Here is a 17,503-nt window from a genome sequence, read left to right on the forward strand (position 1 = left end):
GCTTATCCTCCATTCTCCAATACTCTAATCAATTCCTCACCAACCACCTTGCGAATCAACGCTCGACCTTGCGGACTACTAAACATTTTTGCAAATTCTACAAAGTCGGTTATTCCCTTCGCGAGTTCACCGAAATCAATATTGATATTCTCAATGCTTATTGACTTCGGGGCAGCCGAAACGGATGGATTAAGCATCTGTGCCATCGGCATCATACTGGACGCACCGATCAGGCTTGGCCGTCCGACTTGGCCGCCGTTTGCATATGGACGTACACCCATAATAATCCCAGCCCGTTCCCATAGCTCCCGGCCACGACTGCGACGGTTGGCCGACAATGGAATTATCATTTCCGGACCAGCTTCACCCACTAGCCCAACATGAGGGCGATTAACAAATCCACCTTGAGCATAAGGTCTTGGCTTAGGCTTCGGTGTAGTGCCACCACCGCCAGAATTAGTGTCTTTTGCGTCCTTCATCTTTTTAAGGACTACTGCAACGGAACTGACAACGGAAGACAACGTGGGGAGCTGGCCGCGCATACCAGCAATAAAATGGGACATAAGATCACTTCCCCAGCTATTGCCCTGGCTCGATACGTTTTTAAGTGACAACAGATATTGCGTGGTCTTATCCACGGCTGTTTTTGCAGCAGCGCTGACACTATTAAAACTCTGTTTATTTTTTACTGCCCCTTTGGCCACCTCATCCGCGCTGCTCTTAGAAGCGGTTCCTACATCTTTAATACTCTTTTGGGCTTTGCTGCTGTCACCCATTTTCCAAACAGCGCCGAATGTATTTTTAAGCGCATTAAGGCGTTGCTTGACTTCTGGCTGTTCAGCAACAGTTTTCAGTCCCTCTTTAAGACCTTTATCGACTATGCTTTTGCGCACATCGTCGCCAATCTGTTGAAGACGCTTCTGCTTCTGCTCAGTCAGATTGTTGATCGTAATTTTGGCTTCAGGAGGGGGGCCGGGCTTCTCTTCCTTCTTGCCTGTGAACCAGTCTTTAACACCGCCCCAAGTGTCTTTTACTGAATCAAAGACTCCGACTGCCTTATCTACTACCCAACGAGTAGCGCCACTCTCATCCGCAAATTTCCCAATCTTTTCACCGACGACGTTTCCGATGTATGCACCGGCCATTGTGCCAAGCGGACCAAGAACAGACCCAAAAGCACCGCCAATAGCACCGCCAGCTACACCGCCAACCATAGCACCGCCCTGAGTAGATACAGCCTCGCGCAGGCCCTTTTCCTTAGATGCCTGGTATAGATCGTAAGCACCCGCGGCCACGCTTGCGACTGTTCCAACAATACCGCCAACTTTAGCCGCTTTACCTGCTCCTTTCAGGAAACCTCTCAGACGGCCACCGCCAGAAGGCGGACTCGGTGGTGGCGGTGGATTTGGAGGAACAGGACGACGGACACGATATGGATTATCACGCGATCCCCTGGGGCTTGGGTTCGGGTTAGGTGGATTTGGTGGGGTGGGACGAGGGCCATTAATACGTATACGGCGTCTACCGCCTCCTGCTCCCCTACGTCCTCCACGTCGGTTCCGCCTACGGTTGCGATCTCTGTCGCGGTCACCACCATCACCGCCGCCGTCACCGTCTCCACCACCGGATACAGACCCGTTAATATAAACTTTGGTTGCATTAACAGTCATCGAAGCAACAGAGCGTAAACCGCCAATACGATCATCGACAGGGTTACGGTTTCCGCTCAATTGGCGTCTGACACCGCGACCGCCCATTCGCTCCCGTATACGGGCAGCACGTTGGGCTGGCGTTTCTTCGGGTGGTGGAGTTGGAGGTTCGGGAGGTTTCCGTCGAATCCAATTCCAACCGGCTTTGACTCCCCTGCCTGTTGCATTTGCCCCCGCTTTCCCCTTCTCTCCTACCCATTTAGCAGCAGTCGAAAGATCATCGTTGAACTTCTTTACTCCTTGTGCAAAGGACCATAACTTCTTAGCTACCAGTACAGCAGCCAACCCCATTAAGGCAGTATTTATGGCTTTAAAATGATCTTTATAGAAGCTAGTCGCTCCGGTTATGGCACTGGTTATCCCCATGCCGAGCGCCTGAATGTTGTCCTTATTCTGCACCAGTAATGCGTTAAACTCCTTCAAAGCTGGAAGGGCTGCTTGAGCAATATTGGTTCCAATCTCTTGCATTTGCAGGCTCATTTCAGCACGAGTTTGCTTCATTTCCGTCATCGGATCAGCAGCTTGCTGCTTACGAAGCAAATTATCAGTCGTTCCTTTCATGTCTGGAGCCTTTTGAAAAGCCGTGCCAAACGTCTTCAGGATAGAATCAGCATTGTCCTCACCAGCACCGGAACCCAAAGTGACAAGGGATTGTTTTAGCTGGCTCCGCGTTTGACTAGCCAAATCCCCGACCAATGCCGCAATGGCTCCCTGCGCACGCTGTTTATCACCTGAATTGATATCATCCGTAAAGGATGACGCCTGACGTTGGGCCTCATCCTTCCCTGCTCCACGACTGATAAAGTAATTCGCCATATCCCCTGTATTCAGCGCTTTGACGCCAAACGTCTCTTTGAAAAAATCGGCTGGCTTGTCGAAGTTGAAGGCTCCACCCTTCACCGTCTGTGTTAGAAAATTACTCATTTGTTCTGAGTCGGTGCCGCTGCTGGAGAAATACGGGCTGTATTCCCAGAACGTATCGAACAGATCCTGTTGTTTGTCGCCCACTTCCTTATAGGCGTACATCATAGAATCAGCCACTTGGCTGTAGGATTCTTTAAAACTGTTAGACGCTTGAGACAGCGCCCGCTGTACTTCCTCAGCTCCGGCATCCGGGCGAATGTACTGGATTTTAGCAGACGCACTTACGAAGTCACTCATCTTGGACTTGTCCTGTACTAAAGGAGCTGCATCCGCAAGTTGTCGAGTGCCTTCCACTCGATCTGGAATAATGGCCTTTCTAACCAAGTCATCTACCGTACTAAGGCTCTGCTGACGAAAGTTTTCTGGCATGTAAGCCGCACTTCGCGCCGCCTCACGGCTGTAATCGGACACGCCCCCAAACATAGAGTCACCCACGCCGCTACCAAGCACAATCCCACCTGCCAACGCTGCCAACGCTGAAATCTTGTCGGATACCTGGTCAACGACTGGACTAATCGAATCCTCGGCCCGTAGCTTAACATGAGCGTCCCGGATACTTCGTATTTCCGAATCCGCTCGATCAGCAGAACGCCTAAGATCATCAGCTCCAGCACGCGCACGACGAAAAATATCATCGAGTTGGATCTGATTCATACGCCGTACTTCGTCTGAAGCACCGCCAATTCTTCGGCCCAAATCGTCGGCAGATTCCCTCGCTCGTCGGCTACCGGACACAAAATCATCAAACATGCTGCCCGATGCCCGACGAAAATTCATTAAGTCGTCATGCGCCCCCTGAAGCATACGTCGCATATTTCGGACAGCTCCGGTGATCATATCCCTTGCCTCAAACGGTACCGTAACTGATGTAGTTGCTATTGTTCCCACCCCCTTCCTGTTCTGACGTGACTATTTCCGATTCAAACGTGCCATTTCTTCCTCAGCAATCATTGATGCTGCTAGGCAAAAATAATACTGACGCTGTTCGTCTACTTCATACGGCAAGACCTCAGAAGGTAGCTTTTTCTGATTCACCCAAAAATGAGCTATCCAGCTCGCTTCTCCGTCTCGCCGGATGAGTTTTTTGCGTCAGCCAAAAGCGATTCCTGAGTCTCTTTGAAATTACGCACAGCCTTGCTGAGTGCAGCATAATCGTCCGTGTTGTCTAAAATGCGTGGTGGCAATTCAAATTTGCTGGTCGCTCCATAAGCTTTCAGAAGGTCTTTGTTATTCCAGTCAAACTCATGCTCTGTCGCCTTGACGATCATCACGTCGATTTCGTTAAAATAAGGCGACTTATAATTACCATCCTCATCAAAAGCAAGATCATATGACCGACGTACGTCTAATGTTTTCAGGCGTTGTACAGACCAGTCCTCGCCATCGGCTTGCACTGTAATAACGTCGTCCTTACGTACTTCATTGGCTTTAGCTAGGTATTTCTTTAATTTGTCTTGATTACTCATATTTAGTTCCTCCAATTGGTTATGTTTCTTTAGAAATAAAAGAGAGAGCGAATAAACCGCCCTCTTACTCCCACATATAATCCGGGAACTTTTCGACAAAATCGAAGTCCGTCGCTGTACCCTCTAAAGTAATATCGATGCCGTTGTTATCATCAATTTTAGCAATCAGGATGTCCATTTCTCCGTGGATGTGGACACCAGTAATCAACACTTTCTCCGTGTTGCCAGTGATCCGGTCTTCAAGACCGCCTGTAATGCGTGCCAAAAACATGGTCCTACCCGCTTTAAAATCCTCCAGCAGTCGGTAACGCAGCCGTGATTCTAATTTGGACATGACGATTTTGACCGGGATTTCATAACCCGTCAGTTGCTTTGTTTTCGTCATACGGCGTGCTCTGACAATATCCAATGTTTCCGTGGTGAGCTTGACCTCAACCTCTTTGACAGTATGAATATCCTCGCCGTTGTCATCTTGTAAGGACAAATTACGTCCAATAAGTTCGCGTTCCATCTATTATTCAACCTCCCAGTCAGTATAGAAAATTTCGATAGCATCAAGCGGTTTGGCACCGAGCTTGAAATAGGCATAATCGTTCTCGCTTGTCTTATCTGGATTTTCCGAGAAACTGAATTTGTCTGCAATAGCCTTCTGCTGAGCACGAATTTTGAGATATTCCAACACAGCAGAAATAAACATGCTGCGCCCTTCCTTATCGTTATCCAGCTTGGCCTTCCACTTCTTGCCCGCATCATAGATATCATTCATGACTTGATCAATTGTGGCAGAGACACGGATTTTACCGAAGTCCTCACGCTCATTTGGTCCGAGCGTGGTCAGTGTGTTGATGGCCTGCTCGATAACGTAGTCGTACCCATCTCGCGTGGCCATCAGCGTTCCTTCTGCAAGTCCTTTCAACACTTCACTATGACTCCAGTCCACTTTTGCCTGCGTCATCGGAACTTTGACACCTGTAAATGACTTATTGGCAGGTGTACCCGCAACCAACCCAGCCACCCATGCCGCCCATTCGACGGATGTGTAGGTCTTGCCGTTGGTGTGATCGCCAGCAAGAGAGCAGTTAATTACATAACGGGCATTCATAGCCCGACTACGAGCATTGTGGGCCTCAATATCGCCGTCCGTAAACGCAGGGCCAGCGATAACCAACGTCGCCAGCTTATGGCCCTTATCGCGGCGATCCAACAGCCATTGTTTGGCGGAAGCTTGTACAGCCGGATCAGTTGCGGAAAGGTAAATAGTATCAAACGTCAGGCCGTACACCCGGTTGAAGATGCGATTCCAGTCGGCTGCCGCCAGTGTGGCCATACCGGTTGTGCCGCCATCCAGTTTGGTGTAAGCCACGTCTGCAAGGGCAGTAGCTCCAGTATCTTTAAAACGAACCATAGCCGATTTTTTAAGAGCTTCCACAGCAGCGGCCTTGTCTGCAACCAGATACGTTTCTGTGTCATACACGCCTTTGGTGTCACGTATAACAATTTCCTTTTTGGTTTCATCTATAAGTGCGGGACGCACCATATATTCAAAATCGTTGCCTCGTGTGCCTGGATAACGCGCTTCTACGGTGTAACTGTCAGCAACAGCTACCGATGCAGCCTTTTCTTCGCCGTTTGTAACCCGGTAGCCGATAACAGTCGCCCCGCTTTCGGCAGCAAGCTCCAGTACATCCACAAGCTTGCCAGACTCCTTCAGACGCTCAGAATCATCGGCCATATCAACAGCCTGATTCGGTGCGCCCCATTCTGCTTGATACGGTATCAGTACACGGCCAGTTGTGGGAACAACACGGGACCGCGCCTTTACCAGCAGCGCAATATAAGCGCTGGATCTAGCCCGCTGAATTGTCATTTACCGTTTCCTCCTTTGCTTTTTTCACTTGTGGCTTAACTGGCACAGCAGCAGCGGGAGTTTCCTTGGTCGGACGCAAATACGCATCCAGTCTCTGCGCCACTTCTGCCCGCGAAAACAAGGCATCAGGAGTGCAATCAAAAAGAGCGCCCGCAATCTCGTAAGGCTCTGCCTTCAAGACCGCTGCGCTCTCCATCCATTCTTGTTTGGTCCACTTTTGTAGATTATCTTTGTCGGAATAAACTTGTTTTTCTGTGGTCATCAATGCGACTCCTCTCTTACAAAATAAAAAAATACTGCTAGAGAATACGCAGCATTTCTTATACGACTCAAACTATTTTGTATATTTCTCTATGTCATCTTCAACGTAGGATTGTCTCTTATAGTGATCCTCGTATTGGTTAACGTCATTTTTCAGTTTGACAATAGCACCCCAACCAGAAAAGAAAGCTAGAAGTAAACCGATCAGTGCATAGGCGACTGAGAAAAAATTTAAATAAAAGTTTAAAACAATACCACCAAAGATTAAACCTAAAAGCCACAACACCCATTTTGTGCTTTTTTTCAATACGGTATCCTCCTCACAACAATTCCTGAATCACCCATATATGTACCACAATACATACGATTCACATATTAAAGGGTTTCAAGATATTAGAGGAATAAAATGCTGTGCTCATTGCTGTCACCTTAATTTGTTTAGTGATTTGTTTCGGTTGGGTAAGACTAGCTCTCTGATCAAGTTGTTGAAGTCTCTATATAAAAATCATTGATCTTTTCCACTGGCTGTTTCTCTACGCTGAGTAGGTAAGAGTACCGGAAAGTGATTTCGATTCGATCCTTTTCCGAACGAGTGCGTGGCGGCTCGATAACCAGCACAATCCCAAAACGCTTGGAAGCAACGTTAAACCGCTGCTGCCGAAGGTAGGTGAAAAACGGGTCAAGATCAAGCGGTATAGGCTCCCCCTCGTCCTGTTCGTCCGCTCGTTCCTTGTCATAGTGGAACACCAGCCCTACATCTTCAATGATCCGATCAGCTCGCGGCGTGTGAACCTTGTCCGAAACAAGATCCTTCTCGATAAACACGGCAGGCAACTTAAAATTACCAGCCAGCCATTTAGACCGATCTCGCAGAATAGACAGATCAGGATACACCCGCCGCACAATCTCAGCCCAGGCTTTTACTCCCACATCCATCATCAGCGCAACATCCTTTCGAGTTCGACTTCCAGGCGTCGCATGATCAGTTGGTTCATCCCGCCCTCAAGGTGCTCCACGGCAATATCGAAATAGTGCCGACCGATGAAACTGCGGGGCTTTGCCATAAACCCGGTTTTGGCAGACGGATCGTAGACAAATGAGCCGCCACCATTCCAGTAACCCGGCACAAAATGTTTCTTCTCAATGGTGTAACCATCATTGACCAATTGTGCATAAGGCAGGTTGGAACCAAGCTCCAGCGTGATCGCGTTGCGGTCTACATCCCATTCCCACACGTTGTTATTGTCGCCACGGGAAAAGGACTGCCACATGGCTCCGGTGTCGATCAGATCCTGTCGGTCAATTTCATCAATGATCAGGTTAAGCAGCGTTTCCCCGGCTGCCTCTGCGATGTTACGTAAAATGCGTTCCATCCCCTCATCTGCAATGCGCCTAAAACGTCGGGCCAGCCCATCAAAATCATGCACGGTCATTTCCCTTCACCTCACATGTTACAAGCAGTTCGCGCCAGTAACGACGCGGTATGGAGTCAATCACCAAGTATCGGCGGCCCAACAGCACCACTTCGTCGCTTAACCGGATATCGGCTTTCTTCGGCACTCCTATCGTCTTTTTGACGATGTACATAACCGGTTTAGCGTCTGCCTTAGCTTCCGTCTGTGTTTTCACGACGAAACATTTCAAATCAGCAACCTTACCGGATTTCCGATCATCGAACAGGTCGTCATCATCCCTTTTGCTCTCTATCCGATACATAGACAGTGGCGTGTGAAAACGATGGTTCATAACAAATATGCCGTGATGTTTCCATTATCCGGTCCCGCCTGTTGCTTTTTCATCCACAGAAACAGGATAGCGTCCACATCGGGATTACCCGTTGTCTTGCCTTCTACAGCCTGCCGGGTGTACGTCCAAGCTCCATCACTCTCGGACGCGTAATTACGCGCCACAGATGCAAGATATTCCTCACTGTCTTGTAGGGCTAGTCCCTCAGCCAACTTGACCCAGGCAAGCATAATCTGCTTGTCTACTGGATCAGGGAAGGGAACGGGCAAGTACAGCTCAATGCGCACTTGTGCGTCGTCAATGTATTGCTGTAGCAGCTCTGCCGATGCCTCTTGGATCGGGGTTACGCGGCTACGCTGTTGGAGTATTGTTGGCGTCAGCATTTTTACCGTCAACCCCTTCAGGTTTCGCCGGATCACCTGCAGGTGGCGTATTGTCGGTAGGTTTACCTCCACCTCGTAGCGCAGTGATCAGATCCTGTGTATTCATGTTGCTAAATCCCTTAATCCCGGCAGCCTTAGCCTTATCTTTAAGCTGGATCAACGTAAGGTCTTCCAGCGGAATAACCTTTTCTTCCTTGATATCAAAATCCGAGCGTTCACGAAAATTTTTAATGACAGATTCATTATCAACCAGTACCGGCACCTTTGGTACAAAGCGGATACCATAAAGCATCAAAGAGGTGTTTTCTCCTCGATATGTGATATAGGCCATTAAAATTCCACCCCTTCGACGTATGCAACTGCCCCCGGTTCCTCAAAGATAGAGTCATAATCCGAATGGATAGCGTAGAAACGCTTGTCTGCATAGATGGCCTCTCTGCCCTCGGTAGTTTTACGAATCTGCATGTCATAGGTGTTAACCAACGCAAAGTTATCGTGATAAGTGAACAACACGGCACCCTCTGGCATATGTGCGACTTCGACCACATCGTAAGCATTAATCTTCTTCACACCGCCAGTAATTTGCAACTGAATAGATGCGCTGGTGTCTTTCTCAGCCAGTGCCTGAATACGCTCACTAAATGTGTTTGGGTGCATGAAATATTTGAACACGCCACCTGTACGCAAGCGAGTAGGGATTGCACGCTCGATCTCGAAGAAGATGCCTTTTTTCTTCACATCAGGAAGCGTAGTCCAGTCAATGAAGTTGCCCTTGGTTTTCGCCAACTTGAGCCATCCGTCATTGATGCTGAGGAAAGCATAATCAGGGTCCGTATTCGGCGTAGCAGTATCCCCGTTGAACCCGATATCCTGCATGTTTTCACCGTAATTTTTGGTCATGGCAGCCATGATGATTTCCTCGGCATTCTGACCACGTACACGTTCAGTCTGACGGATAAATTCCTCCGTGATTTCAAACGGCAAGACCACAGGAGCTACAGCGTATGGCACTTGAGGAAAAGTAGGTGCAGCCGTATTGGTAGCCTCCTTATTTTCCACTTTACTGCGCAGGTTACGGCCAGTCACACCGATTTTGTCAAGTGTACCTTTAGAACTAATCTTGTTAACCGTGCGAATCCCCTTTAGAAACTCCGTAGACTCATAAGCCATTTCAGTAAACTTGTCCACCTGTTCATAGTTCAGGGCCGTTTGATCCAACGTGCTCGTTATGGTGGATTTGATGATTTGTCCGTTTGTTCTCATGTTTATCTCCCCTTTCGATTACAGAAGGCCGCCGAAGCTCACGCCGCCAGTAGATTTTTGAATTTCGTCTACGGTACCTCCTTGAGCGGAACCACCGCGACTGTTTTTAACAATTTGCACATCTGTAGCCATCGCTTGGACTTGCTCCGTCAATGGGGCAATGGCTTTAGTGATAGCATCAGTCAGGGCAGTTGCTTGTGAATCAACAGGCTGCTCAGTTCCAGTAGTTTGCTCAGGGTCAACTCCCTCCTGTTTCTTCAACTCAGTAACTTCTGCTGATAGTGTCGCTACCTGTTTGGCGATTGGAGCCATGGCAGCTTGGACAGCCTTTGCAATATCTTCAGCGTTCAAATCGTCTTCCTCCTCGTTCCCCTCATCTTCTTCAGGGGCGGTTTTTGTTTTTAATTCGGTCAATGCAGCAATGGCATCGTCAATGTGTTTCATGTTGCCATCCGAAATCTTTTTCCCTGCTTTAGCAATTTGTTCAGGCGGTTTTCCCATCGCCTTCATAATGTCCTCTTGAATCAAAACGGTTTGAGCAATATCAACGAAATCCTGTAAGGCTTCCCGGATCGCGTCCGGATCGCTTTCCATTCCACTGTTCCAACTGTCCCAATTAAAAAGAACCGTGTTGAGCGCATCCTGCGCGGCCCAAAATTCGCGACTCGGCCGGCCTTTGTTGTACTTATCAGCAACAGCACCTTTTGCAATCTTCTCGCCAGAAAAAAATGATTTCATGACATTAAAAAAGCCTGTTACCTCATCATTAGACTTGGCAGCAGACTTCTGTTGTTTTTCAATGGTTTCAGCAGTGCCAGCCATAGAATAGCCGGTCACCTCCTCGCTCTGAATCTTATCCCAAATCTCATCACTCGCTTTCGTGACAAGCACCCAGGAACCTTTCTTGATCGTCTCTCCTCCCATTTCAAAATCTACAGGAGCAACATAACATTCGACCACATCCCCAACGCCTGGATCAAAGTCATGTTGGGTATCCATGACTGCTCCTTTGGCAATAGCCATATTAGACATAAAGCCATGAACAGCCTTTTCAATTTCTTCGGCCGTCATGATATCGCCGTGCGTGTCCTCCGCGTTAGGTTCGTATACAACTCCGTAAACCAGTTGCTTCGGATCATCAGCCTTGGTGATCAGGCGGACTTGCTTTTCAAAATTAGGCTTCTTCTCACTTTTGGTCAGGAAAAACCGCTTTTGATTGGCTCCTTTGTCCACATAGCTAATGTGGGTAATGTCCACATTTTTTAGTTCTCTTGGCACCTTTCTTTTCACCTCCTCTCAATAAAAAAAGCCGCCTAATGGCGACTCCAATTTTATGATTAAGCGTTATTAACCAATCCCAATCTTTCTCTCTCTGCTCTTACATATCTTTCAACACTTTGTAGGTGAAATGGCATATCTATTAAATAACAGGTATTTTTAATCCAGTTCCCCCTGCTGTGATATCTATAAATATCTCTCACTACTGTCTCATAGTATTGTTTTTTCTGTTTGGGTATAACACTGTAAGCTCCATATTTTTTTTGCATTTCTACAATGGACACTTGATCGTTCTCGGCTTTCAAATCATGTTGTATCTCCATTTCACTTTTCCCTACATAATTTGCAGCTTCAGTAGTTGAAATTGTTTTTGTAATATCATAATCAAATGGGCCATCAATATGACTAATTTCTCTTCGCGATAATCGATATATTCGATCTAAAGTGACCACTGTGATAATTGAACCATCCTTAATCATACTGTCTTTAGCCTTAATTGGGGATGAAACGTATTCAATCACTCCATTATTTTCAACAAACATGTGACAAGGAAAAAGTGGTCCATCAGGGAAACCTAAAAGATTATTAGGATTCTTCCTAATTCTTAACTGAAAAACTTTTACGTCTTTATGAAAATACTTACTATAATTCACTAATGCAGCGCCTCCTATTTCATGATATTGAAATCATATTCCAAGTTCTCATGATTTACCATGATTAAAATGGAATTATTAGATTAAGCCAACATTAGTTGCATCGTACAGCGACAGTTAACAATTTCCTTTGCCTCCCCAGACGGATCGCCGGGATACATCAGTTTGCTGTCACCGACTTTAAACGGTTCATCCAGCGGTACCACCTGACCATTGGCCTTGCGATGGCTCTTGCGGGTACGTGTTCCAGAAGCAGACCGCCATTTCTTGCCCTTGGCGATTTCGGATTGCTTCCAGCCCTCCAGCTTGCCACCGTTGGCCGCTGCTGTACTCATGGTTCTGGACACGCGCTGCGCCCGTTGCATGCTGAATGGACCATCTTCCCCGCTGGCAGCCTGTGCGCTGACCTCTTGCACCAACAAAGCTCGTTCCGAAGGTGTAGCCCCTTCCTCAATGGCTTTGCCGAAGCTGCGCAGCAACACATCCGTAGATGCTTTGTTCATGTCGGGAACCAGCTTCTTGAGCTTCTTCGCGAAACGACCAGCAGCCTTGTTGCTGGTGCTCCAGACCTTTTCTTTGTCCAGTGCGACCAGTTCCGTTTCACCGGCCAAGTGAAATAATGGCTCGAAGGCTTCCTGCACAGCCTGCTCAAACAGCTCCGCGAATACATCCGTGGTATGCAAGGCAATAAGCACCTTACCCAACTCACCGATATCGCCCAGGGCATCCTCGCTCAATTCGGCAATGGCATCATGCAACGCCTGTCCCTGAAGCTCCAGAATCTCAGTGATCTTGTCCTCGCCCTGTTTGTACAATTCCTCTAGCACCTTGCGCTCAACGTAGCTGAGCTCTAGACTGTCCAAAAACTCATCGTCATCAGCCTTTGCAATCAGCGCCCAACACGACTCACACATGCAAAGCAGCCTCCTTGTCAGCCTGTTTTAACAAGCGTTTGGCAATTGTAGCAACACGCTCTTGCAAATCGTCTGCATCGGTGTCAGGCTCCGGTTTCAGTAGCGCAGGTTGACTGGCCGCGAGTTGTGCAATCGGTGTGTCCAGATATTCCTCGGTGAACTTGGTTTCGTCGATGGTAGTTCCCAGCACGTCCTCGGCAATCGGAATCAGATCCCGCACCAGCATAATGCCCCGGTCTGCGATAAAGTCCAGCATAGCCTTACGATCCGCAGGGTCAATGATCTTCGGCCCGCGTAAAACAGCACGTACCCGGAAAATGTCCATAGCCGGGAACAGGCGTTTATTGAATATCTCTGCCATGATCCACTTGCGGTAAGGCTCAAAAACTTGTTCTTCTGCAAAGCGTAGAGCTGCATCGGCGGTCGCCCGGTTGTAATCTGAGCTTTGGCCGACTAGGATCGGCGGCAGACGGAAAGCAGACAGGATATCGGCTTTCTTTTCTTTACCATACTCCAAAAAAAGTGCATCCTGTTGAAGCAAGTCATTAAGCTTCTCAAGTTTAATCGCTGTTTTTTCAATCTTTTCATCATTGGGACCGCCCGTTTCTTCCCCTATGGCTTCGAGATACAAAATCCCGCCTTGAGAATCGGAACCCTTCACCTTTTTAAGCAGCTCCATAGATTGTTTTGTCAGGCGGCCATTCGTAACGGTCAGCAACATAGAGAGCATACGACCATTGGAGAAGTAGGAAACGTTCAGTTCCTCGGCTTCACGGCTGCCGACCACGCCAGGCGCATTACCAAACCAGCGCGGCTCCCCATAAGGGCCGTCATGACCGATACGAAGCGGGATGATCTGATTTTCCTCCTTACCTTCCACTGCCTCCGTACCAAATAAGCGAAACCATACGACAGAAGTATTGCGCTTCATAGCATAGCGTCGGGCGTAAATCTCCTGCGAAAATTCTTCTACTTGTTTTGTAGAGCTGATCCGCCGTTTGCGCTTGATAGTCGCCTTGGTACTTTCCTTCGTACAGCGGACATATTTCGGGTTCATTCGGAAAATGGTCGGGAACTCCGAACCCACAGGCCAAGCTACCTCCACATGAGCCATCCCCGTACTTTCCAAATCCTCAATCAACTGGCTGATGATTTCGTCCGGCGTATTCTCTAGATTGCAGGTTTCAAGGAACTTCTCAGCCTTGTTCCATTCGTCTAGTGCAGTTTCATCGCTCTCGCCTGGCAAATACTCCAAGGCGATACCATAACCCGCAATGTTGCGCTTATACGCCTCAATGCACTGTGGAATGATATTGCTGTTCTTCACTAGCAACTTGCAGGAAGCAGGATCATTCCCGAGTGCGAAGGGTAACAGGCCGTGAAGATCGTACAGATCGTCAAATAAATCCGGCAATTGAGCGCTGGATGGGATATGTCGTTCGCTCTCCGCCTTGCTGATCTGAAACCATTGTGCATGTCCCTCACTCATCTAAATCCACCCCACTCCCTCGTTGTAGTCGTCACGGGATTCCTCCCGCTTTTTCTGTTTCTTTGCGTACCAATCGAACCACTTACTAGCCACCTGCCGCACTTGCAACGCAATGGAATATGCCATTACCCGGTCATCATTGCAGCCGCTGTCTGCTTCTGCTTTGCCGTTTTTATCAATCAGTGTCATGCACTCGCTGTACAGGTCCGGACAGTAAATTTCAAAGAGTTGATCCCGGACCGCTTCTTTAAAGTCACTAATCATGACTGGTCGCGTCGCTTGGTTGGTATTCCAGCCAAAACTCTTCTTATGCATGAACAACAATGGATAATGGCAAGTGTTGAACAGTGTATTCAGCACCGACTCACCAGTATTGTTGTTCTCTACGGCTAGCAGCGCCGTGTTGTAATACAACCCTAAAGTGTTCAGCTTTTTTCCGTACAAGTCCGTGTCCCATTTACCGTGTAGAGCAGCACACATTTCACCTGTGCGTTCTTCCAACACGTAAGCCGCATCATAGTCACCGTCTTCCTTCCCTTTCGCCGTATCAGCCGCCAGAACGTACCGTTTTCCTTGCTCCGGCTGCCGATAGATGACCAACTCACCAGTATGTGCTGGGATGATCTTGTTTTTAACAAAATCAATCTCGTAGTAATTGCCAATGATACTGATTCCATCTCGCAAACTCTTAATAAATTTGTTGTCGAAGATACCTTCACCAGATAACAGAAAGGCATCGTCGGGCTCAGAAGGATACTCCTGGTCAAACTGCCGCGGATCGCCACCGCAATCGTTCCGAATGGTATACCGCCGCCACTGCAATTGTTCGTCGTCCAAACCATATTTTGCTTTCAGCTCGCGTTCTTCTTCGGTTAACTCAAAGCCTGGCGGCACCGGCTTGCGATAGTCAGGCATTTCAAACCATGCAAAAAAGAGCGGAGTAAAATCACTCTCGCCCTTAACGGCTGCATCCCACATTTTTTTGAACTCTTCCATGCCATTGGCGGTAGATTCGATCACGCCCAAGCTTCCCGGTTCCTTGGACAAGGCTGCCAGTAATGACAATAGATGCTTCTTTTTCTTCTTGGCTGGCCAGAATGCCACCTCTGAAGCATGCAGGTAATGGATCGTGTCCGAACGGGCAAGCACCCGGCTTTCCGCAGTCTGTACAGTGATCTTCGATTTCAGCCCCGGATTCCTACGGCGGTCCGCTGTCCGAATCGTTGGATTCTCAAAGGTGAGTTTCTTAGCATTGTTCTTTCGGCTCATTGGCTTGATGATTGCCGGAACCTTTTCATAATAGAACTGGAACATATCATAAAGGTTGCTGGAGGCATCAGAAGACTGCGCGACGATAAAGGCGTTCTTCGCCTCTTGCAGTGATGTGAAATAATAGATCAGTGCTTCCGTGACGGTGGAAAAACCCATCTGTCGGGCTTTAAGGATGATAATCCGGACAGGCTTTCCTGCTTCGATCTGACTAAATACCACACGGACGTATTTCCGTTGGGCATCATTGAGCGTCAGCGGCATAATGCAACCGACCTTCGTCTTGATCTTGAGCATACGCCAGCAGAACTGTTCAAAATCGGCTAGAACCCCTTTAAGTTCGACCAGCTTTTCAAGACGATCTCTTAGTCGCCGTTTTGCTCGTTTGCGATGTTCCTTAGCAAGAGTGATTACCATTCGTCATCTTCCTCGTCATCGTCGTCATCGCCTTCATCCCCTTCCGCGCCGCCATAACCTAACAACTTACGTTTATCCAACTCCAGCCGTTCACGAGCTATCCCCAGCTTTTCTTCCTCCTGCTGCAAGCTGGCAATAAGATTAATAACCCGAAGCTTCTTGTCACGGGTTTTAACCAGCGCTTCTTCCTGTTTCAAAATCTTGTCCAGTTTGGAAGCAACAACGGTGGTAATCTCCGTGACCTTCATACCTTCGGTTTCAACAGACAAATTGATTTGCTTTCCTGTTTTTGGGCTAGTATAAGGAACCTTGTCCTTACGCTGGTGCAGCTCCTGCTTGATCTTCTTCTCCTCGTCGGTCAGGCCAGCTTCAAGCTGCTTGACCCGGCGCATATGTCTCCGTTCTTGGATGGATAGCATAATAAGCTGCTCATTAAGCTGGGCCAAAGGGGAAGTATCAATCTGATCAAACAGCTCCTGCTCGTCTTCCTCCAAGGCATCAAGAAAGATAGTTTCATACATCCCTGTCTTTAGCGCCTTCTTATTACGAAGGGGGCCACCCGGTCCTCCATTATTCCCCTTGGCGTTTTGGTTACCTGGGGGAGCACCGCCGCGATTGCCGACAGCGTTCTTGTTCCCCTTTGGCGCTCCCCTTGGCTTAGGAGCGTTCCCTTTCGTTCCACTTGGAACGTTCCCATTGGAGGATTCAAAAACGTTCCCTTTCAATTCATCCTGCCAGCGATCCATATACTTCCATTTGCGGACCCTACCCTCTGGAATAGAAAGAGCGGCGGCGATGTCTTTTAGCTTCATCGCTCCGCCGCTCTCCAGCCACATCTGTTTTGCCCTGTCCCGCTCAGGACTGCGCTCTCTGGCCATGCTACACAATCACCACCCCCAACAAAAAAAGCGAGCCTCATTGGCTCGCTTTCCCAGCAATTAAATTTAAAAATCCGTATTAGTACTAGTCCGAACTCCTAGCTTTCCAGACATGGGACCAGAACCACTACTTAAACTAACATAAAATTTCCCTGCGGACCACGCCTTGCTTGAATTTAATTGTTCATCGAATGTTCTACCCGGTTTTACCGTTCCACTGTACTTTTCCGCACCAGACGCACTTCCCTGATTTACGGTAAAGGATATAGTAGTGTCTCCTGTATTTCTCAAGTACAATCTTACATATCCATATCCTGGTTTAATGTCAAAATCAGCAGAATCATTAAGTCCATATAATGGACGATCGACAATTTGTCCATCAGTAGCTTGTGGAGTAATGACATGGTCACCAGTAGTTGTTGCAGTACCTACATGATCGTTAGGAACTGCTGTTGTACCAGCATCTTGAGTCACCGCAGACGATGTTGCAGAATCAGTTACATCTGAATCTGCAAAAATCGCATTGGGTACGGCAATAGCTCCCCCTATTAGACCTAGTGCCAAGGCTGGTGCAATAAAATGTTTTTTCTTCAAAGCTTATTCCTCCTATATTTGTATATTTAACTACCACCTCAGTCTACTAAAAGATTCCATGTTTTTAATTTTTCTTACAATAGGATCATATTATTGTTTAATAAATCCATATTTATGAATCAACTAGAAAGATTATTATGTGCTTTTACAATTCATCCTTTTGAAGCTTTATATCCAACTCAATCAGACGATCTAAGTCCTGGACCGTCTGCATTTTTATATTTCCAGCTTGTAGGTCTTTGACCCATTGAGCTATGCCAGCCTTAACAATTTTCCGGTACTGCGCCTTGGATTCGAGGATTCCCTCGACGATCTCTATTTCACGTTGTAGTAATGCATCTTGTTGTTCGTTGTCTGTTCCCATTGTCGTATCCCTCGGCTTTCCTATATAC

General features: G+C 47.8%; 20 protein-coding genes. All 20 read right to left on the minus strand.

Annotated features, from left to right (window positions below; all coding sequences use genetic code 11):
- Positions 1–2 precede the first annotated feature (2 nt).
- The 20 genes from MLD56_RS16250 to MLD56_RS16345 all read right to left on the minus strand — a co-directional run bounded on the left by MLD56_RS16250 (position 3) and on the right by MLD56_RS16345 (position 17,475).
- Positions 3–3,410 (minus strand): tail tape measure protein, encoded by a 3,408-nt coding sequence (locus MLD56_RS16250; RefSeq protein ID WP_241113332.1) that lies wholly within the window; start codon positions 3,408–3,410, stop codon positions 3–5.
- 269 nt (positions 3,411–3,679) lie between these two features.
- Complete coding sequence (locus MLD56_RS16255; RefSeq protein ID WP_068941160.1) at positions 3,680–4,099, minus strand: hypothetical protein; 420 nt, start codon at positions 4,097–4,099, stop codon at positions 3,680–3,682.
- A gap of 64 nt (positions 4,100–4,163) precedes the next feature.
- Positions 4,164–4,610: a phage tail tube protein gene (locus MLD56_RS16260; protein WP_064796729.1), complete on the minus strand. Its 447-nt coding sequence runs from the start codon at positions 4,608–4,610 to the stop codon at positions 4,164–4,166.
- A gap of 3 nt (positions 4,611–4,613) precedes the next feature.
- Complete coding sequence (locus MLD56_RS16265; RefSeq protein ID WP_241113333.1) at positions 4,614–5,966, minus strand: phage tail sheath subtilisin-like domain-containing protein; 1,353 nt, start codon at positions 5,964–5,966, stop codon at positions 4,614–4,616.
- Complete coding sequence (locus MLD56_RS16270; RefSeq protein ID WP_241113334.1) at positions 5,947–6,228, minus strand: hypothetical protein; 282 nt, start codon at positions 6,226–6,228, stop codon at positions 5,947–5,949. The genes MLD56_RS16265 and MLD56_RS16270 overlap by 20 nt, the downstream gene beginning before the upstream one ends.
- Before the next feature lie 72 nt (positions 6,229–6,300).
- Positions 6,301–6,534, minus strand: coding sequence for a hypothetical protein (locus MLD56_RS16275; protein ID WP_241113335.1), 234 nt, complete (start codon positions 6,532–6,534; stop codon positions 6,301–6,303).
- A gap of 170 nt (positions 6,535–6,704) precedes the next feature.
- The gene (locus MLD56_RS16280) at positions 6,705–7,166 is read right to left on the minus strand and encodes a hypothetical protein (protein WP_241113336.1); all 462 of its coding nucleotides are present in this window, start codon (positions 7,164–7,166) and stop codon (positions 6,705–6,707) included.
- The gene (locus MLD56_RS16285; protein WP_241113337.1) at positions 7,166–7,660 is read right to left on the minus strand and encodes an HK97 gp10 family phage protein; all 495 of its coding nucleotides are present in this window, start codon (positions 7,658–7,660) and stop codon (positions 7,166–7,168) included. The genes MLD56_RS16280 and MLD56_RS16285 overlap by 1 nt, the downstream gene beginning before the upstream one ends.
- Complete coding sequence (locus MLD56_RS16290) at positions 7,647–7,973, minus strand: hypothetical protein (protein ID WP_241113338.1); 327 nt, start codon at positions 7,971–7,973, stop codon at positions 7,647–7,649. Before MLD56_RS16290 ends, MLD56_RS16285 begins: the two co-directional genes overlap by 14 nt.
- Entirely contained in the window at positions 7,970–8,356 is a 387-nt protein-coding gene (locus MLD56_RS16295) for a DUF3199 family protein (RefSeq protein WP_241113339.1), read from the minus strand. Before MLD56_RS16295 ends, MLD56_RS16290 begins: the two co-directional genes overlap by 4 nt.
- Positions 8,325–8,687 carry a Rho termination factor N-terminal domain-containing protein gene (locus tag MLD56_RS16300; protein ID WP_241113340.1) on the minus strand — a complete coding sequence of 121 codons (363 nt, stop codon included), beginning with the start codon at positions 8,685–8,687 and terminating at the stop codon, positions 8,325–8,327. The genes MLD56_RS16295 and MLD56_RS16300 overlap by 32 nt, the downstream gene beginning before the upstream one ends.
- A complete protein-coding gene (locus tag MLD56_RS16305) occupies positions 8,687–9,619 on the minus strand; it encodes a phage major capsid protein, P2 family (protein ID WP_241113341.1) in 933 nt (310 codons plus the stop codon). The genes MLD56_RS16300 and MLD56_RS16305 overlap by 1 nt, the downstream gene beginning before the upstream one ends.
- Positions 9,620–9,637: 18 nt before the next feature.
- The gene (locus tag MLD56_RS16310; RefSeq protein WP_241113342.1) at positions 9,638–10,897 is read right to left on the minus strand and encodes an XkdF-like putative serine protease domain-containing protein; all 1,260 of its coding nucleotides are present in this window, start codon (positions 10,895–10,897) and stop codon (positions 9,638–9,640) included.
- A gap of 59 nt (positions 10,898–10,956) precedes the next feature.
- The gene (locus tag MLD56_RS16315; protein WP_241113343.1) at positions 10,957–11,550 is read right to left on the minus strand and encodes a hypothetical protein; all 594 of its coding nucleotides are present in this window, start codon (positions 11,548–11,550) and stop codon (positions 10,957–10,959) included.
- A gap of 83 nt (positions 11,551–11,633) precedes the next feature.
- Complete coding sequence (locus tag MLD56_RS16320) at positions 11,634–12,464, minus strand: phage minor head protein (protein WP_241113344.1); 831 nt, start codon at positions 12,462–12,464, stop codon at positions 11,634–11,636.
- Positions 12,457–13,953 carry a phage portal protein gene (locus tag MLD56_RS16325; RefSeq protein ID WP_241113345.1) on the minus strand — a complete coding sequence of 499 codons (1,497 nt, stop codon included), beginning with the start codon at positions 13,951–13,953 and terminating at the stop codon, positions 12,457–12,459. The genes MLD56_RS16320 and MLD56_RS16325 overlap by 8 nt, the downstream gene beginning before the upstream one ends.
- A complete protein-coding gene (locus MLD56_RS16330; protein WP_241113346.1) occupies positions 13,954–15,639 on the minus strand; it encodes a terminase large subunit in 1,686 nt (561 codons plus the stop codon).
- Entirely contained in the window at positions 15,633–16,517 is an 885-nt protein-coding gene (locus MLD56_RS16335; RefSeq protein ID WP_241113347.1) for a phage terminase small subunit-related protein, read from the minus strand. The genes MLD56_RS16330 and MLD56_RS16335 overlap by 7 nt, the downstream gene beginning before the upstream one ends.
- A 66-nt stretch (positions 16,518–16,583) precedes the next feature.
- Positions 16,584–17,111, minus strand: a complete 528-nt coding sequence (locus MLD56_RS16340) for a hypothetical protein (protein WP_241113348.1) — start codon at positions 17,109–17,111, stop codon at positions 16,584–16,586.
- Positions 17,112–17,256: 145 nt separating this feature from the next.
- A complete protein-coding gene (locus MLD56_RS16345) occupies positions 17,257–17,475 on the minus strand; it encodes a hypothetical protein (protein WP_013372024.1) in 219 nt (72 codons plus the stop codon).
- Positions 17,476–17,503 lie beyond the last annotated feature (28 nt).

The organism is Paenibacillus peoriae, from assembly GCF_022531965.1.
GTDB lineage: Bacteria > Bacillota > Bacilli > Paenibacillales > Paenibacillaceae > Paenibacillus > Paenibacillus polymyxa_D.

Excerpts from the sequence above, each read along its gene's own strand:
- MLD56_RS16255 (WP_068941160.1), bottom strand. The coding sequence starts at position 4,099 with ATGAGTAATCAAGACAAATTAAAGAAATACCTAGCTAAAGCCAATGAA.
- MLD56_RS16280 (WP_241113336.1), bottom strand. The coding sequence starts at position 7,166 with ATGATGGATGTGGGAGTAAAAGCCTGGGCTGAGATTGTGCGGCGGGTG.
- MLD56_RS16295 (WP_241113339.1), bottom strand. The coding sequence starts at position 8,356 with ATGCTGACGCCAACAATACTCCAACAGCGTAGCCGCGTAACCCCGATC.
- MLD56_RS16330 (WP_241113346.1), bottom strand. The coding sequence starts at position 15,639 with ATGGTAATCACTCTTGCTAAGGAACATCGCAAACGAGCAAAACGGCGA.
- MLD56_RS16320 (WP_241113344.1), bottom strand. The coding sequence starts at position 12,464 with ATGTGTGAGTCGTGTTGGGCGCTGATTGCAAAGGCTGATGACGATGAG.
- MLD56_RS16300 (WP_241113340.1), bottom strand. The coding sequence starts at position 8,687 with ATGGCCTATATCACATATCGAGGAGAAAACACCTCTTTGATGCTTTAT.
- MLD56_RS16270 (WP_241113334.1), bottom strand. The coding sequence starts at position 6,228 with ATGACCACAGAAAAACAAGTTTATTCCGACAAAGATAATCTACAAAAG.
- MLD56_RS16260 (WP_064796729.1), bottom strand. The coding sequence starts at position 4,610 with ATGGAACGCGAACTTATTGGACGTAATTTGTCCTTACAAGATGACAAC.
- MLD56_RS16345 (WP_013372024.1), bottom strand. The coding sequence starts at position 17,475 with ATGGGAACAGACAACGAACAACAAGATGCATTACTACAACGTGAAATA.
- MLD56_RS16290 (WP_241113338.1), bottom strand. The coding sequence starts at position 7,973 with ATGAACCATCGTTTTCACACGCCACTGTCTATGTATCGGATAGAGAGC.
- MLD56_RS16250 (WP_241113332.1), bottom strand. The coding sequence starts at position 3,410 with ATGAATTTTCGTCGGGCATCGGGCAGCATGTTTGATGATTTTGTGTCC.
- MLD56_RS16265 (WP_241113333.1), bottom strand. The coding sequence starts at position 5,966 with ATGACAATTCAGCGGGCTAGATCCAGCGCTTATATTGCGCTGCTGGTA.
- MLD56_RS16285 (WP_241113337.1), bottom strand. The coding sequence starts at position 7,660 with ATGACCGTGCATGATTTTGATGGGCTGGCCCGACGTTTTAGGCGCATT.
- MLD56_RS16335 (WP_241113347.1), bottom strand. The coding sequence starts at position 16,517 with ATGGCCAGAGAGCGCAGTCCTGAGCGGGACAGGGCAAAACAGATGTGG.
- MLD56_RS16305 (WP_241113341.1), bottom strand. The coding sequence starts at position 9,619 with ATGAGAACAAACGGACAAATCATCAAATCCACCATAACGAGCACGTTG.
- MLD56_RS16325 (WP_241113345.1), bottom strand. The coding sequence starts at position 13,953 with ATGAGTGAGGGACATGCACAATGGTTTCAGATCAGCAAGGCGGAGAGC.